Here is an 18,669-nt window from a genome sequence, read left to right as displayed (position 1 = left end):
CGCCGTGACTCTTCAGGAGCGGTCGTTCAGCATTCTCGAGCCGCGCAGGAACATCGACTACGGTCGCGACGACCTGCCTTCGGCGCGGGATGGTCAGATACGTGACCTGCTGTTCGAGGTCGTCGACGGCAAAACGTTCGACCAGGCCGCGGCGTTCGTTCCGCGTGCCGGTGACCGGGTGCTCACCGCGTTCGCCGAGCGGGCGGCGTCCATCGCCGTCCGCCATCAGGACGCGCGTGAGCTCCGGGCGGGCCTTCTCGCGGTGGCGATCGCGCAAAAGATCACCGACGACCCGCGAGATTCGTTGCCCGGCCTGGCCTTGCTCTACCGCGCGGCGGTGATGATCGGACACGATCCGGACGCCGAGTTCCGTGCCGCGAACGAGGTGACCGACGGTCGCGCGGGCGGGCTGCTCGCCTTCCTGCGCTGGCCCCCCGAGGACAGGTCGGTCGAGGCGATGGGCTTCGAAGAAGGCAATGACCAGCAAGGGTTCCGTTTTCTCAGCAACTGGTGATCCAGGCGCCGGGCCTTGACGCGTAAGTGGAGCGACAATCGTGGGTAGAACTGTGTCCAGATCCGTCACGGTCGTGCTGGCGGCGTTACTCGCCGCCGGGACGCTGACGCCCGTCGCGGCAGCGGCCCCACTGGCCGCGCCGTCCGCGAACGCCGCGGACACCGCGGACACCGCGACCGGCGCGGCCACCGAGGCCGAGGCGGTACGGCTGGCCAAGCAGACCGGTCAGGCCGTGCCGATCCAGGACAAGTACACCGAGACCACCGAGGTGCTGGCCAACCCGAAGGGCAGCTTCACCCTGCGGTCGAACGCGCGGCCGGTGCGGGTCAAGAAAGGCGGCGCCTGGCGGGGCATCGACACCACGCTGAAGGCCCGACCGGACGGAACCGTCGCTCCGGTGGCCACGGCGCTGGACGTGGCCTTCTCCGGCGGCGGTCACGTCCCGGTCGTCCGGGTCGCCGAGGGGGACGGTGCCCTGGCCGTGACGTGGCCGGACGAACTGCCCAGGCCGGTTCTCGACGGCAACACCGCCACGTACCCCGATGTCCTGCCCGGCGTCGACCTGAAGATGATCGCCGAGCGCGACACGTACGTGCAGACGCTCGTGGTGCGGGACGCCCAGGCGGCGCGCAACCCCGCGCTGGCCTCGCTCAAGCAGACCGTGACGGCCACCAACCTCGCGTTGCGCATCGAGGACGACGGCCGGGTGTCCGCGCTGGACGAAAAGGGCGACGCCGTGTTCGTCAGCTCCGCGCCGCGCATGTGGGACTCCAGCCATGACCCGCAGGTCGGATCCGCGCCGACCGCGGTGTCGGCCGGCGGCGCCAGGGTGACCGAGATCGACGCCACCGCCAAGTCCTTGGCCCGTTCGAAGCTCGGCCAAGGCGGGCACGCGTCGCTCGAGATGACGCTCACTCCCGATGCCGACGCGTTGACCGGGCCGGACGTGCGGTACCCGCTGTTCATCGACCCGCACTTCGCCCGCAACCGGGAGCAGTGGACCGAGGTCACCACCAACTCCGATTGGACCCCGAAGTGGCGAACACCGGACCCGGTGCGGGTCGGTCGCTGCTACAACGGCAAATCCCAGTGCGGCGGGACCTGGACCGCGCGGTCGTACTTCAGCGTGGGCTTCTGGGACCTCAAGCCCCGCGAGAACGGGGTCCGGCCGATCCTGTTCAGCGGCTACTTCATCGTCGGCCAGCTCCATTCCTCGCACAACTGCGAGAACCCGGAGCCCACGGACCTGTACGCCGCGGGTGACTTCGGCTCGGGCACCCGATGGCCCGGACCTGCGAGCAGGTTCCTGGACCGGCAGTCGTCCAATGCCTCGGTCGACTGCGGCGGCGGCCGCGCGGTCAGGTACAACGCCGCGAACTTCGTGCAGGAAGGCATCGAGCACGGGTACAACACCCTGAACTTCGGGCTGCTCGCCCCGGATGAGAGCAACGACCTGCAGTGGAAGGTGTTCGACAACAACCCGGTGCTGGAGGTGGAGTTCTCCTACCCGCCCAACAAGGCCTACGACCTGCGGGTGTCGAACGCGGTCACCTGCACCGGAAAGGTCATCACGCCGGACGCCCGTCCGGTGCTCTACGCCAAGGCCACGGACAACAACGATCCGCCGCTCAACCCGGCACTGTGGTACCACGTGACGACGGCCGACGAGTCACGGACACTCGGCAGCGGCGGTGGTGTCCGGATCGACTCCGGCAGCGAGGGAGGCTGGCGGGAACCGGACGACCTGGGCGACGGCGACTACAAGTTCCGGGTCTACGTGGACAACAATCCCGGCCACCCGCACAACACCAACTCCGGGTACGGCGACTGGTACCACTTCACCGCGCGGTCCACTCCACTGACGGTCGCGCCGACCATCGAGCCCAGCGTGGACTACCCGAAGAACTACTGGGGCGCACCCGCCGGCGCGCCGGGCAGCATCTCGGTGCGGTCCAACGGCGCGCCCAACATCGTCGGCTACACGTACACGTTCAACGGCGCGGGCACCGAGACCCTGCCCAGCACCACCGACTGCGTCTACAACCGGGTGTTCGGCGTCAACGGCGGCTGGATCCCCCACAACGACCACGCTCCCAACTGGATCCCGGTGCCGGCCGGCCTGCCGCCCGGATACCACACGCTGCACGTGCGCAGCTTTGACGACGCGCACAAGCTGTCGCCGGAGTCCGAGCCCTACACGTTCTACGTCGCCCCGCCGGCCGGGGACTCGGTCATGCGGATCGAGGCCGAGGACATGCCCCAGTCACAGCCCGCCGGGCAGAACCGGCCGGTGCACACGCAGCGCGACGCGGAGATCGGCTGGTCGAACGGCCAGGCGCTGTGGTTCGCCGGCAACGCGGCCGGCCAGTCCCTGTCCCTGTCGTTCGACACTCCCGTCGACGCCGACTTCACCGTGTCGCTGGGCATGACCAGATCCACCGACATCGCCAGGATGATCTTCGAGCTGGACGGGCGGCGGCTGGGCGATCCCGCTCTGGAGTTCGACGGCTACCACCCGACCCGGCAGACGGCCAGGCATAACGTGGGCATCCATCGCATACCCAAGGGAAACCACACGCTGACCATCCAAGTGGTCGGCACGAACCCCGATACGGTGGGCGACCGGTATACCGTCGGCGTCGACCACCTGACCCTCAGCCAGACGTCGGTGTCCGAGGCGGAGGATCCCGCCCAGGTCACGCTGAGCCAGCCGCCCGGCCAGAACGTGCCGGCCGTGAACGTTCCCCGGGACGCCGGCAACCCGGCCTACACGCCGTCGCGAGGCGCGGCGGTGGGATTCATGGCCACCGCCCGTGGGCAGTCGATCAACCTCACCTTCCGCACGCGCGTCGAGGCCGACTACGCGCTGGGGCTCGGGCTGGCCAAAGGCCCGGAAGGCGGCCAGTTCCGTATCGCCGTCAACGGAAGAACCGTGATGCGCACCGACGAGACCCCGTGGGACTCCTACGACGGTGGCCGTGGTCTCTCCGTCCACCAACCGCTCGGCGGCACGCATCTGGGCGCGGGCGTGCACCGGCTGACGATCACGATCACCGGGAAGCACGCGGCGTCGCGTGGCTACCAGGCCGTGGTGGACTACATCACCGCGATACCGATCAACAAGGCCACCGCGGCTGACTTCACCGCCGCGATGAACAACGACGGCATCGGGGCCGACGGCACTCGCGCGGATCTCGACCTCATGTCCGGCTCGTTCTCCACGCAGAGCCTCGTGGCGGCCGGGTACGGTCCTGGTGCCGCCGTCACCGTCAACGGCGCCACCTTCACCATGCCGGCCGCTCGGGCCGACGGAGCCGACAACGTGATCGCCATCGGGCAGACCATCCCGTTCCCCGCGTCACAGCAGGTCAAATCCACCGCCATCGGCCTGCTCGCCGCCTCCACCTGCGGCGACACCCCGGCGGCGTCGGCGACCATCCGCTACACCGACGAGAGCACCCAGGACTCCGCCGTCCCCGCGCTGACCGACTGGCTCTTGCAGGAGGTCAGGAACGCGGCGGTCGTGCTGCCGTACCGGAACGTGAGCGGCGCACCGTGGTACAACCATGCGCCGCGGCTGACGGCGCTGTTCGTGCCTGTCGATCCCACGAAGACGGTCAAGTCGATCACCTTGCCCAACTACGGCACGAGCCTGCTGCCAGGCAGTTGTTCTCCCGCGTTGCACGTGCTGGCCATCGCGCCGCGACCGGTCGCGGCCGGCTGGATCGGCGCCTGGGCCGCGCCGGCGGATGCGGCGAAGCCGACGCCGGGGGGCGTCGGCTTCGCCGACCAGACGCTGCGCACCGTGCTCAAGCCGAAAGTCACCGGCGGATCCGTACGCGTGCGGGTGGCCAACCCGCACGCCGACATCCCGGTGACCATCGCGGCGGCGAGCCTCAGCGCCCAGACTGGCACCGGGCCCGGCCTCGTCCGGGCGCCGGTCGCGCTGGCCTTCGGCGGCAAGGCCACGATCACCTTGCCCGCCGGCGGGGAGGCGCTCAGCGACCCGGTCGCCTACCCGGCCGGTGGCACGGGCAATCTCACGGTGAGCCTGCACGTGCCCGACGCGGTGACGTACTCGCCGACGCATCACGCGGCGAACAACCTGAGCGAGCCGACGGTGCTGGCCGACGGCGACAAGACGACCGACACCGCCGGCACCTCGTTCACGACCCTGCTGGACGGCTCCCGCTATCTGGCCGGTGTCCTGGTGTCCACCTCGGACGACGCGCACGGCACCGTCGCCGTGCTGGGCGACCAGCTGGCCGCGGCGGCCCCACCCGGCGTGAACGAGGCCACCTGGGTCGACCGCCTGCCAGGCGAACTGGCCGATGGCGGGAGGCCCCTGCCAGGCGGTCTGGTCAACGCCGCGCAGGAGGGTGTGCTTCCCGCCGGGTCGTGGCCGCTCGACGACGGCAGCGGCACCACCGCACGTGACACCACGAGCAGCAACCCCCTGACACTCAACGGCGGTGCCACCTGGAGTCCCGAGCGCGGCGGGTCGATCGCCTTCGACGGCACCGGAACGGCCACAACGCCGCGCCCCCCGTTCGTCACCGACTACAGCTATGCCGTCTCGGCCTGGGTGAAGGTCACCGACGGAACGGCGGAACAGACCGTCATCGATGCGGAAGGCAAGCACACCTTCGGCTTCAACGTGCGCTACACCGGCGGTGCGATCCCCAGATGGGCCTTCCACCTGCCGACCGAGGACACCGTGGGTGGCCCGTTCGTCAGCGCGATGTCCACCGCGCGCGCCGAGCCGAACGTCTGGACCCACCTTGTCGTGAGTTACAACGCCCCCGGCAAGTACGCCTCGCTGTGGGTCAACGGCGTGCACCAGTCCTCGGTCGCCCTCCCCTGGGCGGTCGGCGCGACCAAGCGGTTCGTCATCGGCCGCGACCTGCGGGGCCTGGTGTCCGATGTGCGCGCCTACCAGACGGCCGCCGACAATTTCGACGTCACCACCACGCTCCACGGCGTGCCCGGAGCCCCACCCGGGTTCGGCGCGCCCACCGCTTACCAGGCCGGCCAGTCCCTCGACCGAACTGTTCAGGTGCAACCCAACCTGCGCACGGTCATCGTCAGCCTCGGCGCGAACGACGTCCTGGCGGGGACGGCGACCATCACCATCAAGCAGGCGCTCACCCGGCTCATGCACACCTCCAGTCCGACGAGTCCCCGGCACACCCGGCGCCCCGACGGCGACGCCGTACGCGTCGTGGTCACGACCATCCCGGCGCTCGGCCTGCCGGCGGATGATCCTCGCGAGCAACGCCGCCGGGAGATCAACGCGGACCTGATGGCCAACCACACCAACTACGGCGCCGACGACGTCGTCGACATCGCCGCCGCGGTGGCCGATCCGGAGAACCCCCACCAGGTCAGGCCCGGGTATCTGACGGGGGGCAAGCGCAACCCCGAGTATCACAGGGCGGTGGCCCGGGCCATCGCCGCCGCCGTCGCCGCTTCCCCGCCGAGGGTTCAGCTGTAGGGCGTGTCACACCAGGAGATTCGCCACTCCTGGTGTGGAACTCGATTCATGAGGCCATCGGACCAATCGTTCATGTGGTACATCTACGCGTATAGCGCGACATGATCTAGAGCACTGACCACTAGGGATGGCGGGGACCTAGATGCGACTGCGGGTGCTCGGACCGCTGGAGGTCCGTGATCGAGACGAGCGTCCGCTGTCCATGGGGCGGGTCAAGGAACGTGTCCTGCTGGCGATGCTGGCCCTTCGCGTGAACACGTTACTGTCGAAGGAATCGATCCTGGCAGGGCTGTGGGAAGGACCGCCGCCGCGCTCCGCAACCGCCAACCTCGCCTCGTACGTGTCCAACCTCCGCCGGTTGCTGCAGACCGATGAGGGCGGCGTGGCCCTCGAGACACGCGCCGGCGGATATCTGCTGGTCGCCGACCCCGACAGCATCGACCTGCTGGTCTTCGAACGGCTCGCCGGGGAGGGCAGACAGGCCCAGGCCGTCGGTCAGTACGCGCTCGCAGTCGAGCGGTTGACGCAGGCGGCCGGACTCTGGCGAGGCCCGGTCATGGACGGGCTGCCCGTGCCCGACGTCGTGCGACCGGACATCGCGCGGCTGGAAGATCTGCGGCTGGCCGTGGTCGAAGACAGCATCGAGGGCCGTCTGAAGCTGGGGCAGCACGACACCCTCGCCGGTGAGCTCGCCGTGCTGACCTCCCGGTACGAGTTCCGGGAGCGGCTCTGGGGTCAGCGGATCCTCGCGTTGTACCGGTCCGGCCGGCAGTCCGAGGCGCTGGCCGCCTACCAGGACGTACGCCGTCTGCTGGCCGAGCACCTGGGGATCGAACCGGGCGCCGCCCTGCGTGCCCTGCACGAGCAGGTGCTGCGCTCGGACCCCGTTCTCGATCACTCGGCGGCACCGCCTGTCGCGGGCCTGGTCCCCCGGCAGCTGCCGCCGGCCATCGGGGCCTTCACCGGCCGGGCCGCCGAGCTGGCGTGGCTGGACGAGACGGTCGTCGCGGCGGACACGACGGTAGTGGCACTGGTCGGCACCGCGGGGATGGGCAAGACCGCGCTGGCGGTGCATTGGGCGCACCGGGTGGCGAGCCGGTTTCCCGATGGCCAGCTCTATGCCGATCTGCACCGCCACGGCACGCACGACCCAGCGGCCCCGATCGAGGTGCTCACCTCTTTTCTCCGGGCATTGGGCATGCCCGGAGAGCGGATTCCCACGGACACGGAAACCGCCACGGCCACCTACCGATCGATGCTGGCGGGCCGGCGCGTCCTGGTGATCCTGGACAACGCGGGATCCGCCGAGCAGGTTCGCCCCCTCCTGCCCGGCGACCCCGGCTGCTTCACCGTCGTCACCAGCAGGCGCCGGCTCACCGGGCTCATGGCGCTCGACGGCGCCCGCGTATGCGCGGTGGGCGGACTCATCCCCCAGGACACGAGCCGATTGCTGACCCGGCTGCTGGGCGCTGACCGGGCCGACGCCGAACCGGCCGCGGTCGCCGAGCTCGGTGACGTGTGTGCTCATCTTCCCCTGGCATTGCGGCTGGCGGCGGCCAGAGTGGCCGCCGCGGAGGGCTCGATCGCGGACTATGTCTCCAGGCTCGCCACCGCGCGGACTCTCGACCTGCTCGCTGTGGACGACGAACCGAGGACTGTCCGCACGGTGTTCGACTCCTCGTACGAACCGCTGAATCCGATGGCGCAGCGGCTGTTCCGGCTGCTCGGGCTCGTACCCGGACATGGTTTCACCCCGCGCGCGGCCGCCGCGCTGCTGGATGTGCCACCCGTACGCGTCGAAGCGGTGCTCAACGAGCTGGTGGCCGCGAGCATGGTCGAGCGACGGGCCGCCGGCCAGTTCGTCATGCACGACCTGCTTCGTCGGTACGCCGAGGAGAAAGCAGGCAGTGAACCCGCCGCTCTACGCCGGTTGTTCATGAGCTATCTGCAGGACACCGAGACCGCCGTCGCCACGTTCGGTTCGGCGCTGGCCCGGCTGAATCCGCCGCTCCAGAAAGTTCTTCCCGAACTGGAACTGCCCGGCGGCGATGCCCTCGCCTGGCTGGATTCCCAACGGGACTGCCTGGTCGCCGCCGTGACCTACGCCGCCGAACATGGACCGCGCGAGGTCGCGTGGCAGTTGTGCGATCAGCTGCGCGTGTACTTCTGGTTGCGGCGCTGCCTCCCGGAATGGTTCGCGGTCGCCGGTGCGGCCATGGCCGCGGCGGTTGCCGAGGGCGACGTCGAAGCCGAGATCGCGGCACGGCACTGCCTCGCCGACGCCCAGTGGAGCGTCGGCCGGTACGAACGCGCGATCGACGAGTACGAGCTGGCCATCTCCGCGTGCGAGCACCGGAACCTGCCCCGCCGGCAGGCCAGCCTGCAGCACAATCTCGGATCGGTGTACCGCGAGCTCGGCCGGCTCGACCAGGCGCACAAGTGGTTGAACGAGGCCCTGGAAGTACAGCGGAGCAACGGTTTCAACGAGTCGGCGACCCGCGCCAACATCGGCACGGTATATGAGGAGATGGGCGCGCTTCAGGACGCGCTCCGCGAACACTCGAAGGTGCTCGAACTGACCCGCACCGCGGAAACCAAGCGCGCACACGCTTTCAGCCTCGATGCGCTCAGCGTCATCCACCGCCTGATGGGACGGCCGGATCTGGCGTTGACCTGCAACACCGAAGCCCTCGCGCTCTACCGTGAAATGGGCGACCGCGCCGGTGAGGCGAGTGTCATGGAGAACCTGGCCTCGTTGCACCTGGATCAGGGTGACGTCGACCAGGCGATGTCCTGCGCCAAGGCCGCGCTCGACATGGCCAAGGACCTCGCCAATCCGCGGATCTACGCCTGCGGCCATACGATCGTCGCCAAGGTGCACCTGCGGCAGGGCGATCACCGGGAAGCCGAGCGCCACTACGAACTCGGCCTGCACCTCGCCCACATCAACCGGATGTCCTACGTCGAGGTCGACGCACAACTCGGCCTCGCGGCCACCCACCATGCCGCGGGCCGGCCCGACCTCGCGCTCGACCTCTGCACCCAAGCGCTGCACACCGCTGAGGCGTCTGGATTCCAGATCCACGCAGCGACCGCTCGCAACCTGCTCGCGGAACTGTCCGTCCGCTCCACCTGATCACACTCCGAGTGTTCACCTGGCTGAGCGTGGTCGGAGCTCGGGACGTGTCCCGTGTGCCGGCGTTTCAGACCGAGCCGACCAGCTGATGTGATGGCCCGTAGCCGATCTTCCAGTCGGCGCAGTAGCCGATGAGCCCGTCGGCCGTGCATCGGACCGCGATGCTGACCCAGCGGATGTCAGAGGTCGGCGTGTCGTCGTAGAACGTGAAACCGACTGCCGTCTCGAACTGGTCCGAGCCACAGGCGCATTCGACGAAGTAACCGGCCTCGGCCTCTTCCTCTGTGGTGGGCCAGTGTTCCTCGCTGTCGAGCATGTAGGTGACCTGGTCGCATCGGACGCAGGTGCGGCGCACACATGTCGAGGATTCGTCGGTCTCAAGGATGAAGACTTGACCTGTGCAGTGAGGGCAATGTGCCGCGACCACCTGATGCACGACATATTCGTTCGGATCAGTGCGGAAATAGGTAACGAGGTCATTGATGTCGTCTCCGACCCACCTGCCGTTGATCTTCTTGAGCGTCACATGAGCAAGGTATCGGGCGCTCTCCAGTCAGTGCGGTCGGATGCCGGCCGTTCTGGTCGTGGGCGGCGGTTTCCCGATGGCTGCTGCTGCGAACGGTTGTCGCTCATCGTTCGCCGGCGGCGCCAGCATGCTGCTGTGGAGCAGGAAGTCGCCCGGCGCAGGACGCTGTCTCCCGAGCGGCGCAGTGTTGAAGATGCCGTGCGCATGGAACAAGCCATGGAGACCCGTTCCGGGCGATACATGGACCAGCCCCGTGATCTTCATCCCGAACGCGAGATGGAAAGCGCCCGTGCGCCCGATCGAGAAGAAGCGAACCGTGATCAAGGGGCACGGTAAAGGACTGGTCTGTTACGGCGTCAAATGCGTTCTGCTCGCCGACCGAAAGGAAGGCGCCGGACTCTTTCGACGGCGGACTGTCGCTGTGCCTCCCACCGTGGGCCCGGTTCCGCGCCGAGGGAATGTGAGGTGCCTAGAAGATTCCGGACAGCCAGCTACATAAGCTGACAGCAGGCTGGAAGAGGTAGGTACGTGACGAGGCGTCGCGGGCAGTTCTCGCCGGAGTTCAAGGAAGAAGCCGTCCGCATGGTGCTGGAGGGCGATCGGTGATCTTCAGCCTGGTGGGACAGCGGCCCGTGTCGGGCTCGCAGGTGGTGCTCAGGCCGGTCTCGATCTGGGTCCCTTTACTGGTGCCGGGAGGCAGGTGGCAGACCGTGACCGACCGGCCGCTCTCGTCGGCGAACCTGGCCAGTTCGGTCTTCCACCGTCGTACCCGGTTACCGTTGGACCCGCCGGAATCGGCGGTGATCAGCAGCCGGCCGGCCTGCGGGCAGGCGGCCCTGCCGACCTTGGCCCACCAGGTGCGCAGGGCGTTGACAGCGAACTGGGCGGTGTCGGCGTCGGTGCCGACATCGACCCAGCCCGCATCGGTGGCCAGGTCGTAGATCCCGACGGGATCGCCTTGCCCAGCTGCTTGTCGACGAAGTCATGGACCCGGACCCGTTCGGGACCTTCGGCTGGACGCCACTCGGCGCCGCCGTTCTTGAGGTCGCCAACCAGTTCCTTCTGCTTGGTGTCGACCGATATCACCGGCTCGCCCTCGGCGATCTGCGCGGTGACCTGGGCGTGGATGTACTCGAATCGGGTGTTGCGGTCCGGGTGCTTGCTGCCCTCCAGCACCTTGGCGTTGGCCTGCCGCCAATATCCCGCCTCGACCAGCAACCGCCGCACGGTGCCGTGACTCTGCTCGGATCGGGCTGCTCGCGGTGGGGCAGCCGGCGGCGGGCGTGACTGTGCACGCCGTCGCCGCATACTGACAGCGGTTCACGGGCGTCGCCAAGCCCTCGCGCCTGTACTGCCGGGCTCTGGTGGCCTGCCTCGGGTTGTGGTTCACGACCCAAGGAGTCGAGCTAGCAGTTGATGGGGGCGCCGTTGGTCGGGTTGGCGGGCGAGCCTTCCAGGGTGAAGCACGTGTTCGGGTCGTTCCCGCCGTCACCGCCGTCGCCACCGCCGACTGGGTTGCCCTGGCCGCGCAGTGTGTCCCCGCCGCCGTTGCCGTACAGCGTGTCGGAGCCGCTTCCCCCATGCAGCTCGTCGTTACCGTCCCCGATCCTGCCATTGCCGCTGAACAGGTCGTCGCCGTAGAGAGTGTCCGCATGGTCGCCGCCGTGCAACTCGTCGTTGCCCGTGTTGCCGATCAGATCGTCGGCGCCGGCACCGCCGCAGATGATGTCGTTGCCACCTCCTCCGCTCAGGATGTCGCGGAACGAGGTTCCGTAGATCCAGTCGTTGGTGCCCGGACCGTTCACCACTGCCCCTTGCTGGCCGCTGAGGTTGATCGTGTTGAAGCCCGCCGCGATGGCCTGGGCCTCTGTCATCCCTCCGCACGACACGACCAGAGAGCTGGCGTGGGCGGCCCCTGTGCCGAAGAGGATTCCGGTCCCGCCCAGCAGCAGCGCCGCCGCCCCTGCGCTGGTCCTGAAGCGTGTGCTCCAGTGATTCGTCATCTGTCTGTCCTCCACGTCCCCGCAGTGCGGGTTCCTCGGGACGGCTGGTCCGCCCATACGGCAAAGGTCCCTGGTTGCGAAGGCCTGTTGTACGGACAAAGACCGGACCTGACGTGCACTTGTGCGTATACGCCGATGGCGCGGTGATGGAACTGATGGGGGACGACAGACGGGCATCGCCTGGGCGCGTAGCGTTCCGGAAAGCGGCGGCTGCTGGTCGAGGCGGGATATTGGCTGCAGGCCAACGCCAAGGTGCCGGAGGGCAGCAGGCACCCGGACCGCAACACCCGATTCGAGTACATCCACGCCCAGGTCACCGCACAGATCGCCGAGGGCGAGCCGGTGATATCGGTCGACACCAAGCAGAAGGAACTGGTTGGCGACCTCAAGAACGGCGGCGCCGAGTGGCGTCCAGCGGCCTCCGGTAGCTCCTCAGGGTGATCACACGTGAGGGGCTGCTGAACCTGGTGACGCCCGGTCCGGCGAGGTGTTCTCCGGTTCGCCCTGTCGTTCGGCGGTCAGGTCCCCGTCGTTAGGGGGCCGAGATCGCGGACGACCTCGGCCAGGGCGCGGACGGACTCGTTGTCCGTCTCGGTGCGCCACACCATCGCGTACGACAAGGGCCCCATGTCGCTGACCGGCAGGTAGGTGATGTCCGGTCGTATCCAGTAGCGGGTCATGTGGGCGGGGAAGAGCACCACGATCTCGGCCAGGCCCGCGAGGGTGATGGCGGCTTCCGTGGTCTTGATCAGGGGGCCGCGCTGGATCGTGAGGCCGCGGCGGGTCTCGCGCGGAATGGCGGCGTCGTACCAGTAGTCCGGCTGGGTGTCCGACTGGGGGAGCTGGAAGTCGGCGGCCATCTCCAGGGAGACCGACGTGCGGCGGGCGAGCTCGTGGCCGGTGGCGACGGCCATCACCCGGGGTTCGGCGAACAGCACCGGGCCCACGGTGAGGTCGGGTTCTTCGATGGGCAGCCAGGCGATCAGGACGTCGATGTCGCCGCGGCGCAGGGTGGCGAAGGCGTCGCTGAACTGGATGCTCTGGATGCGCAGTTTCCACTGCGGATGCCGCAGGCGGAAGACGTCCCAGTAAGGGCGCAGGTCGTGGGCGTTGGCGGGGAGCATGCCGACGCCCACGGTGCCGGTGATGCCCTGGCCGGCGAGTTGGGCGCGCTGCACGCTGTCCTTCAGCCCGGCGTAGACGGGCCGCAGGTCGTCGCGGAGCTGCTGCCCGACCGGTGTCAGCCGTACGCTGCGGTTGGTGCGTTCGAACAGCGCGACGCCGATCTGCCGTTCCTGCTTCTGGATCGCCTGGGTGACTCGGGCGGGTGACAGGCACAGGCGGGCGGCGGTGCGGCCGAAGTGCAGTTCCTCGGCCAGGGTCAGGAAGATCTCGATGTCGCGTAGTTCCACGCCTGGCCTGCTCCGTTTACTCCCACTGAAGGTGATCTTACGGGATCTGTCCTTGTTCTGGGTGCTTACCGTACTTGATCCTCGAATCGCACGAATCATTCGTTCGATGGAGCTTGGTGATGGACGTCCTCATTTCCGGCGCCGGCGTCGCCGGGCCCGCTCTGGCGTACTGGCTGCGCCACCACGGTTTCGCCCCCACCGTGGTCGAGCGGGCCCCACGGGCGCGCGCGGACGGGGGCATGGTGGGCTTGCGTGGCGAGGCGCTGGACGTGCTGGACCGCATGGCCTTGCTGGAGCGGGTCAAAGCGCTGACCATGCACGCGGGCGGCACGGCGAGGGCAGACGGCCACGGCGGCCTGCCGATCCTCAGGGGTGACCTGATCGGCCTGCTCCACGAGGCCACTCACCGGCAGGTGGAGTACGTCTTCGGCGACTCGATCGCCACGCTGGAGCAGGACGCCGACGGCGCGCGGGTCACCTTCGAACGCGGCCCGCCGCGCCGCTTCCATCTGGTGGCCGGCGCCGACGGGCTGCACTCGCACACCCGCTCGCTGGCCTTCGGGCCGCACGAGCGGTTCGTCCGGCGCCTGGGCATCTACACGGCGACCTTCAGCCTTCCCGACCACCTCGGCCTGCGCGACACCGGCCGGCTCCCCGGCATGCCGGGCAAGGCCGCCGACATCCTCGGCACCCGCGACGGCACCGGGACGTACGCGGCGCTGCACTTCGCCTCCGGTCCGCTGGCCTACGACCGTGACGACGTCGCGCAGCACAAGCGCATCGTGGCCGGGCAGTTCGCCGGCGAAGGCGGGCCTGTCCCGCTCCTGCTGGGGGAGATGAGCAGGGCGGAGGATTTCTTCTTCGACGTCAACGCCCAGGTGGAGATGGACCGCTGGTCCTCGGGCCGGGTGGTGCTGCTCGGGGACGCCGGATACTGCGCGGCGCAGACCTCGGGCCTGGGCGCCTCCCAGGCGCTGATCGGCGCCTACATCCTCGCCGGCGAACTGGCCGTCGCCGGCGGCGAGCACACGGCGGCGTTCGCCGCCTACGAGCGGGAGATGCGCGGCTTCGCCGCCGAGCATCAGCAGATGGGACGCGACGAGGCCGACCGGTTCTTCATGGGCGGCCCTTTCACCAAGGGGTCGGCCCGGCCGCCGCCCACGCGCCGCAGGCGGCCTGCGGGCAGATCGTCAGGCTGAAGGACTACGCGCCCGGCTTCGCGTCAAGGCGACCGTGACCGACGCCGACCATGAAGGCTCGATCTCCACCGGCCCGCACGCTCACCGCTACCAGAAGGCGCGGCGTCAGCGGTCGCTCCACTCCGGCGTCCTCCCGTTCACAAGATTTCCCAACACATTCGAAGGAGCACATAGCCATGCCCATCACCCTTTCCGAGCAGGACCAGCTCACCTTGCGGACCGCCGCGTGGGGCGCCGTGTCGCTGATGTCCGCCGCCGGCGCCGCCGGCTCGGCGCACCAGGCCGCCGCCGAGGGCTCCATCGCCCTGACCTCCGCGACCGGCCTGGTCGGGCATGTACTCGCCAAGGCCCCCAAGGGCGTGAAGTACGGCAAGACCGTGGCCGAACTCGCCGACCAGGTGCTGCCCGCCCTGACGCGGTCCATAGGCCTGCTCCGGCAGCGGGACCCCGCCGAGGCCGCCGACTTCCGCCGCACCGTCCTGGTCGCCGTCGAAGCGTCCACCCGGGGTGAGGACCGCCCCGCCATGGCGGAGATGGCCCGCAAGATCACCGCGGCCCTCGACGCCGCCGCCGTCTCACCCGGCGCGGACAGCCTCCCGGCCGCGCGCAAGGTCGGCCAGGACCGCCCAGAACTGGACAAGCTCCTCCAGGAGATGGTCGACGCCGGTTTTGTCGGAGTGTCGCTGCGGGTGCACGATGAGCGGGGTGAGTGGACGGGCAGCGCCGGAACGGCCGAACTCGGCGGCTCCGAGTCGGTCCCGGTGGACGGGCACGTGCGGATCGGCAGCAACACCAAGACCTTCATCGCCACGGTGGTGCTGCAACTGGTGGCCGAGGGCAGGATCGTTCTGGACACGCCGGTGGACGACTACCTGCCGGAGTTCGGGCTGGACCGGCGGATCACGGTCCGGATGCTGCTGCAGCACACCAGCGGGGTGTTCAACTTCACCGGCGAGTACTACGAGGACGGCACGTTCGCGCCCGGCATTCCGGCCACCCCGGCGGGCCGGGAATGGGTGGACAACCGCTTCCGCACCTACCGGCCGGAAGAGCTGGTGCGCCTGGCTCTGTCCAAGCCGGCCCGGTTCGAGCCCGGCACCGGCTGGAGCTACGCCAACACCAACTACGTGCTGGCCCGGCTGCTGATCGAGCGCGTCACCGGCCGTCCGGTCGCCGAGGAGATGCACCGGCTCATCCTCGGACCCCTCGGCCTGACCGGCACCGTCCAGCCCACCACCGAGATCGACATCCCCTCCCCGCACGCCCACGCCTACTACCGCTACGAGCAGGACGGCACGCACAAGACCGTCGACACCACCCGGCACAACCTGTCCTGGATCTCCAGCGGCGGCGACATGATCTCCACCACCCGCGACCTGCACACCTTCATCTCCGCTCTGGTGGGCGGCAAGCTGCTGCCGGCCGGCCTGCTGGCCGAGATGTGCACCCCCGAAGCCAAGGCCGGCTACGGCTTAGGCGTGTTCGTGCAGGAGGTGCCCGGCGGCGGCACCGTCATCACTCACAACGGCGGCATGGCGGGCCACGCCGCGCTGATGTACAGCACACCCGACGGCAGCACCACTCTGACCGCCGCGCTCAACTATGTCGACGACGCCGCCCTGTCCATGGGAGCGGCCTTCCAGCAGGCGACCCAGCGCCTCGTCGCCGAAGTGTTCGGCAGCGGGCAGGCCGGACCGGCTCAGTAAACGCGGCCGAGCACCGCGGATACGTCCTTGAGGGTGAACTCTCGCGCTCGCGCCACAGGAAGAGCGCGAACCGGCCGCGCCGAGCTCGGCGCGGCCCGGTCCACCTGCGCGCCCCCGGATCGGGCAGGGGACAACTGGTCGGCGGGTGTCTCATGAAAGAGGCCGGCGGATCGGATGGCGGCGCCGGTCAGGAGCGGACGCCACGGGCGACGACGACACCAGGCAAAGATCGATGAGCGTGGCTTGAGCCCCCAGGCCCTGTGCCGCTCGAACGCTGGCTGACGGCGGCAGAGCTCGGCCGCCCCCGGCGGAGATCGTCGACGCGCCCAGGACCGACGGCAGCACGGTGTACGGCGTGTACCGGCGGATTGTGCTCCCGCTGGGCATTCCGGCGCTGCTGCCGGTCGGCGTTCTCGGCAGCCTGCTCTGCTGGAACGATGCTTGGAACGATGCTGGAACGATGCTGGAACGATGTGCTCATCGCCCTGATCACGATGCCGTCGCGCCGGAGCGTCGTACCCTCATGATCGGGGTCAACGCGCTGCGCGGGCAGTACTCCGGCGACATCCCCGTCTTCGCCTCAGGAGTCCTGATCGCCGCGGTGCCCGTGCTGATCATCAATCTGGTCGTCCAGCGTCAGATCACCGGCGGGGTCACCGCCGGTTCCACGAAGGGTTGACATGCGGATCACGGGTTATCGCACCATGACGACGGTCCAGGAGTGGGACCGTCCCGTCGGTGACGTCAACGGTGTCTTCGCCGGCGGAGTCGTCCCGGTGCCGCTCGTCCTGGTGGACACCGACGAGGGGATCACCGGCGTTGGCCTCGGGCCCCATGTGGAGATCGAGACGGTCTTCGCCGCGATCGAGGGTGAGGATCCGCGCGGCGTGACGGCGCTCTACGACCACATGCTGCGGCGTACCTTCAAAGCGGGCCACGCCGGCGCCGTGTTCGGCACGATCGGCGCACTCGACACCGCCCTGTGGGACATCAAGGCGCAGGCGGCCGGTGAGCCGCTCTGGCGCCTGCTCGGCGGGCGCGACCGGGTGGTGCCCGCCTACGCCTCCGGCCTCGACATCGGCCTGTCCGACGACGAACTCGTCTCGGTCTACCAGGTCTACGCCGGGCACGGCCTGCGCGCGGCCAAGGTCAAGGGCGGCCTCGACATCGAACGCGACCGGCACCGCCTCACGCTGGTACGGGACGTCCTGGCCGAGGCGGGGCGCGGAGCGCGGCCGGGCCTGATGCTCGACGTGAACGAGGCCTGGACCCGCAAGCAGGCGGTCCGGCACGTCTGCGAGCTCGAACGCACGCTGGATCTCACGTGGATCGAGGAGCCGGTACGGCGGTGGGACGCCGACGGCCTGGCCGCGGTCGGACGCGGGATTCGCGCCTCCGTCGCCACGGGGGAGAACCTCACCGGGCTGGAGCAGTTCCGGCCGCTGCTGGCCGCGGGGGGCGTGGACATCGTCCAGACGGCCGTCGGGTGGGGGGTGTCCCACTTCCTCCGGGTGTCGGCGCTGGCGCACGCCCATGACCTGCCGGTCAGCCCGATCGGGGCCACGCCGGTCGCGCTGCTGCACGCCGCGACGTCGGTGCCGAACCACATCGCCAGCGAACTGCAGGAGCTGAGCCCGCCACTCGGGCTCTCGCTCGACCTGTGCGTCGAGGACGGCGCGTTCATCCTCGGCGACTCTCCGGGTCTGGGCATCACGGTCGACGAGCAGGCGATCGGCGCCTCCGCACACCGGCCGGACGTCAGGCCGGCCGAGGGCCCCCACATCCGGCCGGAGCACGCCGGGCGCCGGCTGCTGTCTGCCGGGGACCCCTTCGCGAAGTGAGCCGCGGCCGGGGTCAGGGGGACGAGAAGAGGCGCTGCTGGATCTCCCTGCGGTAGTCGTCGAGGGTGTTGTCGATGTGCGTGGCCGCGGCCTGGGCGGCCGCTTCGGGGTCGCCGGCGCGGATGGCCTCGTAGATGGCCTCGTGTTCCTCCACGGCCTTGGCGGCGTGCCCGCCCACCGAGCCGTGCAGGCCGATGATGCTCGACTGCGCCTGCAGCCTGCGCGCCTCCCGCACGCCGACCTGGAGGAACATGTTGTGCGAGGCGGCGGCGACCGCGGTGTGGAAGGCGTCGTCGCCCTCATGGAACAGGTCCTCGGCTCCGGTCTCGAAGCCGCGGCGGCACCGGCCGGCCGCTTCTTCGATGGCCCTCAGCTCGGCGGGGGTGGCGCGCCGGGCGGCCAGCCGGCTGGTCTCCATCTCCTGCGTCCGGCGGAACTCGAACAGCATGTAGACATGGTCGAGGTCGGTCGGGAGGAAGAAGGCCCCCCAGCGTCCGGTGCCGAACATCCCCTCGTCGTCGGCCACGTACAGGCCACGGCCCTTCTGGGCGCGTACGCGGCCGAGCGCGGAGAGGATCTTCACCGCCTCGCGCACCACGGTGCGGCTGGTGCCGAGTTGCCGGGCCAGTTCGAGCTCCGTCGGCATGCGGTCGCCCGGACGCAGGCCGAGCCTGACGATCAATTCCAGCACCTGCTCGGCCGCTACCTCGTAGCCCGGCCGGTATCCGCTCTGGCGCGGGGCCTCAGTCACGGTGCTTCCTCCTCGCCGTTCCCTGCAAGAGTATGACGCAAGAGCCGGCCCTTCACCGCCGCCAGAGCGCGCGATAAGTATGAACCA

The 18,669-nt window shown here is 69.4% G+C and carries 12 protein-coding genes and 2 pseudogenes; 8 read left to right on the top strand and 6 right to left on the bottom strand.

Annotated elements, in window-relative coordinates; translation table 11 throughout:
- Positions 1-4: 4 nt before the first annotated feature.
- The 3 genes from ACGFI7_RS37760 to ACGFI7_RS37750 all read left to right on the top strand — a co-directional run bounded on the left by ACGFI7_RS37760 (position 5) and on the right by ACGFI7_RS37750 (position 9,144).
- Positions 5-514 carry a hypothetical protein gene (locus ACGFI7_RS37760; protein ID WP_393413364.1) on the top strand — a complete coding sequence of 170 codons (510 nt, stop codon included), beginning with the start codon at positions 5-7 and terminating at the stop codon, positions 512-514.
- Between the two features lie 40 nt (positions 515-554).
- Positions 555-6,008 (top strand): LamG-like jellyroll fold domain-containing protein, encoded by a 5,454-nt coding sequence (locus tag ACGFI7_RS37755; RefSeq protein WP_393413362.1) that lies wholly within the window; start codon positions 555-557, stop codon positions 6,006-6,008.
- Positions 6,009-6,150: 142 nt separating this feature from the next.
- Positions 6,151-9,144 carry a BTAD domain-containing putative transcriptional regulator gene (locus ACGFI7_RS37750; RefSeq protein WP_393413361.1) on the top strand — a complete coding sequence of 998 codons (2,994 nt, stop codon included), beginning with the start codon at positions 6,151-6,153 and terminating at the stop codon, positions 9,142-9,144.
- Positions 9,145-9,211: 67 nt separating this feature from the next.
- Here the strand turns inward: ACGFI7_RS37750 and ACGFI7_RS37745 are convergent, their stop codons facing one another.
- From ACGFI7_RS37745 to ACGFI7_RS37730, 4 genes and pseudogenes are all read right to left on the bottom strand, one after another.
- Positions 9,212-9,670, bottom strand: a complete 459-nt coding sequence (locus ACGFI7_RS37745) for a hypothetical protein (protein WP_393413359.1) — start codon at positions 9,668-9,670, stop codon at positions 9,212-9,214.
- A gap of 27 nt (positions 9,671-9,697) precedes the next feature.
- On the bottom strand, positions 9,698-9,994 hold the full coding sequence (locus ACGFI7_RS37740; protein ID WP_393413357.1) for a hypothetical protein: 297 nt from the start codon (positions 9,992-9,994) through the stop codon (positions 9,698-9,700).
- A gap of 238 nt (positions 9,995-10,232) precedes the next feature.
- Positions 10,233-10,978: pseudogene (locus ACGFI7_RS37735) on the bottom strand (ISAzo13 family transposase).
- 98 nt (positions 10,979-11,076) lie between these two features.
- A complete protein-coding gene (locus ACGFI7_RS37730; protein WP_393413355.1) occupies positions 11,077-11,673 on the bottom strand; it encodes a calcium-binding protein in 597 nt (198 codons plus the stop codon).
- A 210-nt stretch (positions 11,674-11,883) separates the two neighbouring features.
- On the opposite strand from ACGFI7_RS37730, the pseudogene ACGFI7_RS37725 reads away from it, so the two are divergent.
- Positions 11,884-12,087, top strand: a pseudogene (locus tag ACGFI7_RS37725) (ISAzo13 family transposase); the annotation flags it as partial.
- Between the two features lie 104 nt (positions 12,088-12,191).
- Here the strand turns inward: ACGFI7_RS37725 and ACGFI7_RS37720 are convergent.
- A complete protein-coding gene (locus ACGFI7_RS37720; protein WP_393413353.1) occupies positions 12,192-13,085 on the bottom strand; it encodes a LysR family transcriptional regulator in 894 nt (297 codons plus the stop codon).
- A gap of 119 nt (positions 13,086-13,204) precedes the next feature.
- Between ACGFI7_RS37720 and ACGFI7_RS37715 the strand changes: the two genes are divergently transcribed.
- From ACGFI7_RS37715 to ACGFI7_RS37700, 4 genes are all read left to right on the top strand, one after another.
- Positions 13,205-14,284: an FAD-dependent monooxygenase gene (locus ACGFI7_RS37715; protein ID WP_393413351.1), complete on the top strand. Its 1,080-nt coding sequence runs from the start codon at positions 13,205-13,207 to the stop codon at positions 14,282-14,284.
- A gap of 176 nt (positions 14,285-14,460) precedes the next feature.
- Complete coding sequence (locus tag ACGFI7_RS37710; protein ID WP_393413349.1) at positions 14,461-15,990, top strand: serine hydrolase domain-containing protein; 1,530 nt, start codon at positions 14,461-14,463, stop codon at positions 15,988-15,990.
- Positions 15,991-16,336: 346 nt separating this feature from the next.
- Positions 16,337-16,669, top strand: coding sequence for a hypothetical protein (locus tag ACGFI7_RS37705; RefSeq protein ID WP_393413347.1), 333 nt, complete (start codon positions 16,337-16,339; stop codon positions 16,667-16,669).
- A 1-nt stretch (position 16,670) separates the two neighbouring features.
- Entirely contained in the window at positions 16,671-17,831 is a 1,161-nt protein-coding gene (locus ACGFI7_RS37700; RefSeq protein ID WP_393413345.1) for a mandelate racemase/muconate lactonizing enzyme family protein, read from the top strand.
- Positions 17,832-17,844: 13 nt separating this feature from the next.
- On the opposite strand, the gene ACGFI7_RS37695 is transcribed toward ACGFI7_RS37700, so the two are convergent.
- Positions 17,845-18,582: a FadR/GntR family transcriptional regulator gene (locus tag ACGFI7_RS37695; protein ID WP_393413343.1), complete on the bottom strand. Its 738-nt coding sequence runs from the start codon at positions 18,580-18,582 to the stop codon at positions 17,845-17,847.
- Positions 18,583-18,669: the final 87 nt, after the last annotated feature.

The sequence above is a fragment of the Nonomuraea sp. NPDC048826 genome (assembly GCF_043198225.1).
Taxonomy (GTDB): Bacteria; Actinomycetota; Actinomycetes; order Streptosporangiales; family Streptosporangiaceae; genus Nonomuraea.
The sequence above is the reverse complement of the archived record's forward strand: the minus strand, read 5'-3'. Positions and strand labels throughout refer to the sequence as shown.

Bases quoted from the DNA above. Each gene is read 5' to 3' on its own strand.
- ACGFI7_RS37750 (WP_393413361.1), top strand. From the start codon at position 6,151: ATGCGACTGCGGGTGCTCGGACCGCTGGAGGTCCGTGATCGAGACGAG.
- ACGFI7_RS37715 (WP_393413351.1), top strand. From the start codon at position 13,205: ATGGACGTCCTCATTTCCGGCGCCGGCGTCGCCGGGCCCGCTCTGGCG.
- ACGFI7_RS37710 (WP_393413349.1), top strand. From the start codon at position 14,461: ATGCCCATCACCCTTTCCGAGCAGGACCAGCTCACCTTGCGGACCGCC.
- ACGFI7_RS37700 (WP_393413345.1), top strand. From the start codon at position 16,671: ATGCGGATCACGGGTTATCGCACCATGACGACGGTCCAGGAGTGGGAC.
- ACGFI7_RS37730 (WP_393413355.1), bottom strand. From the start codon at position 11,673: ATGACGAATCACTGGAGCACACGCTTCAGGACCAGCGCAGGGGCGGCG.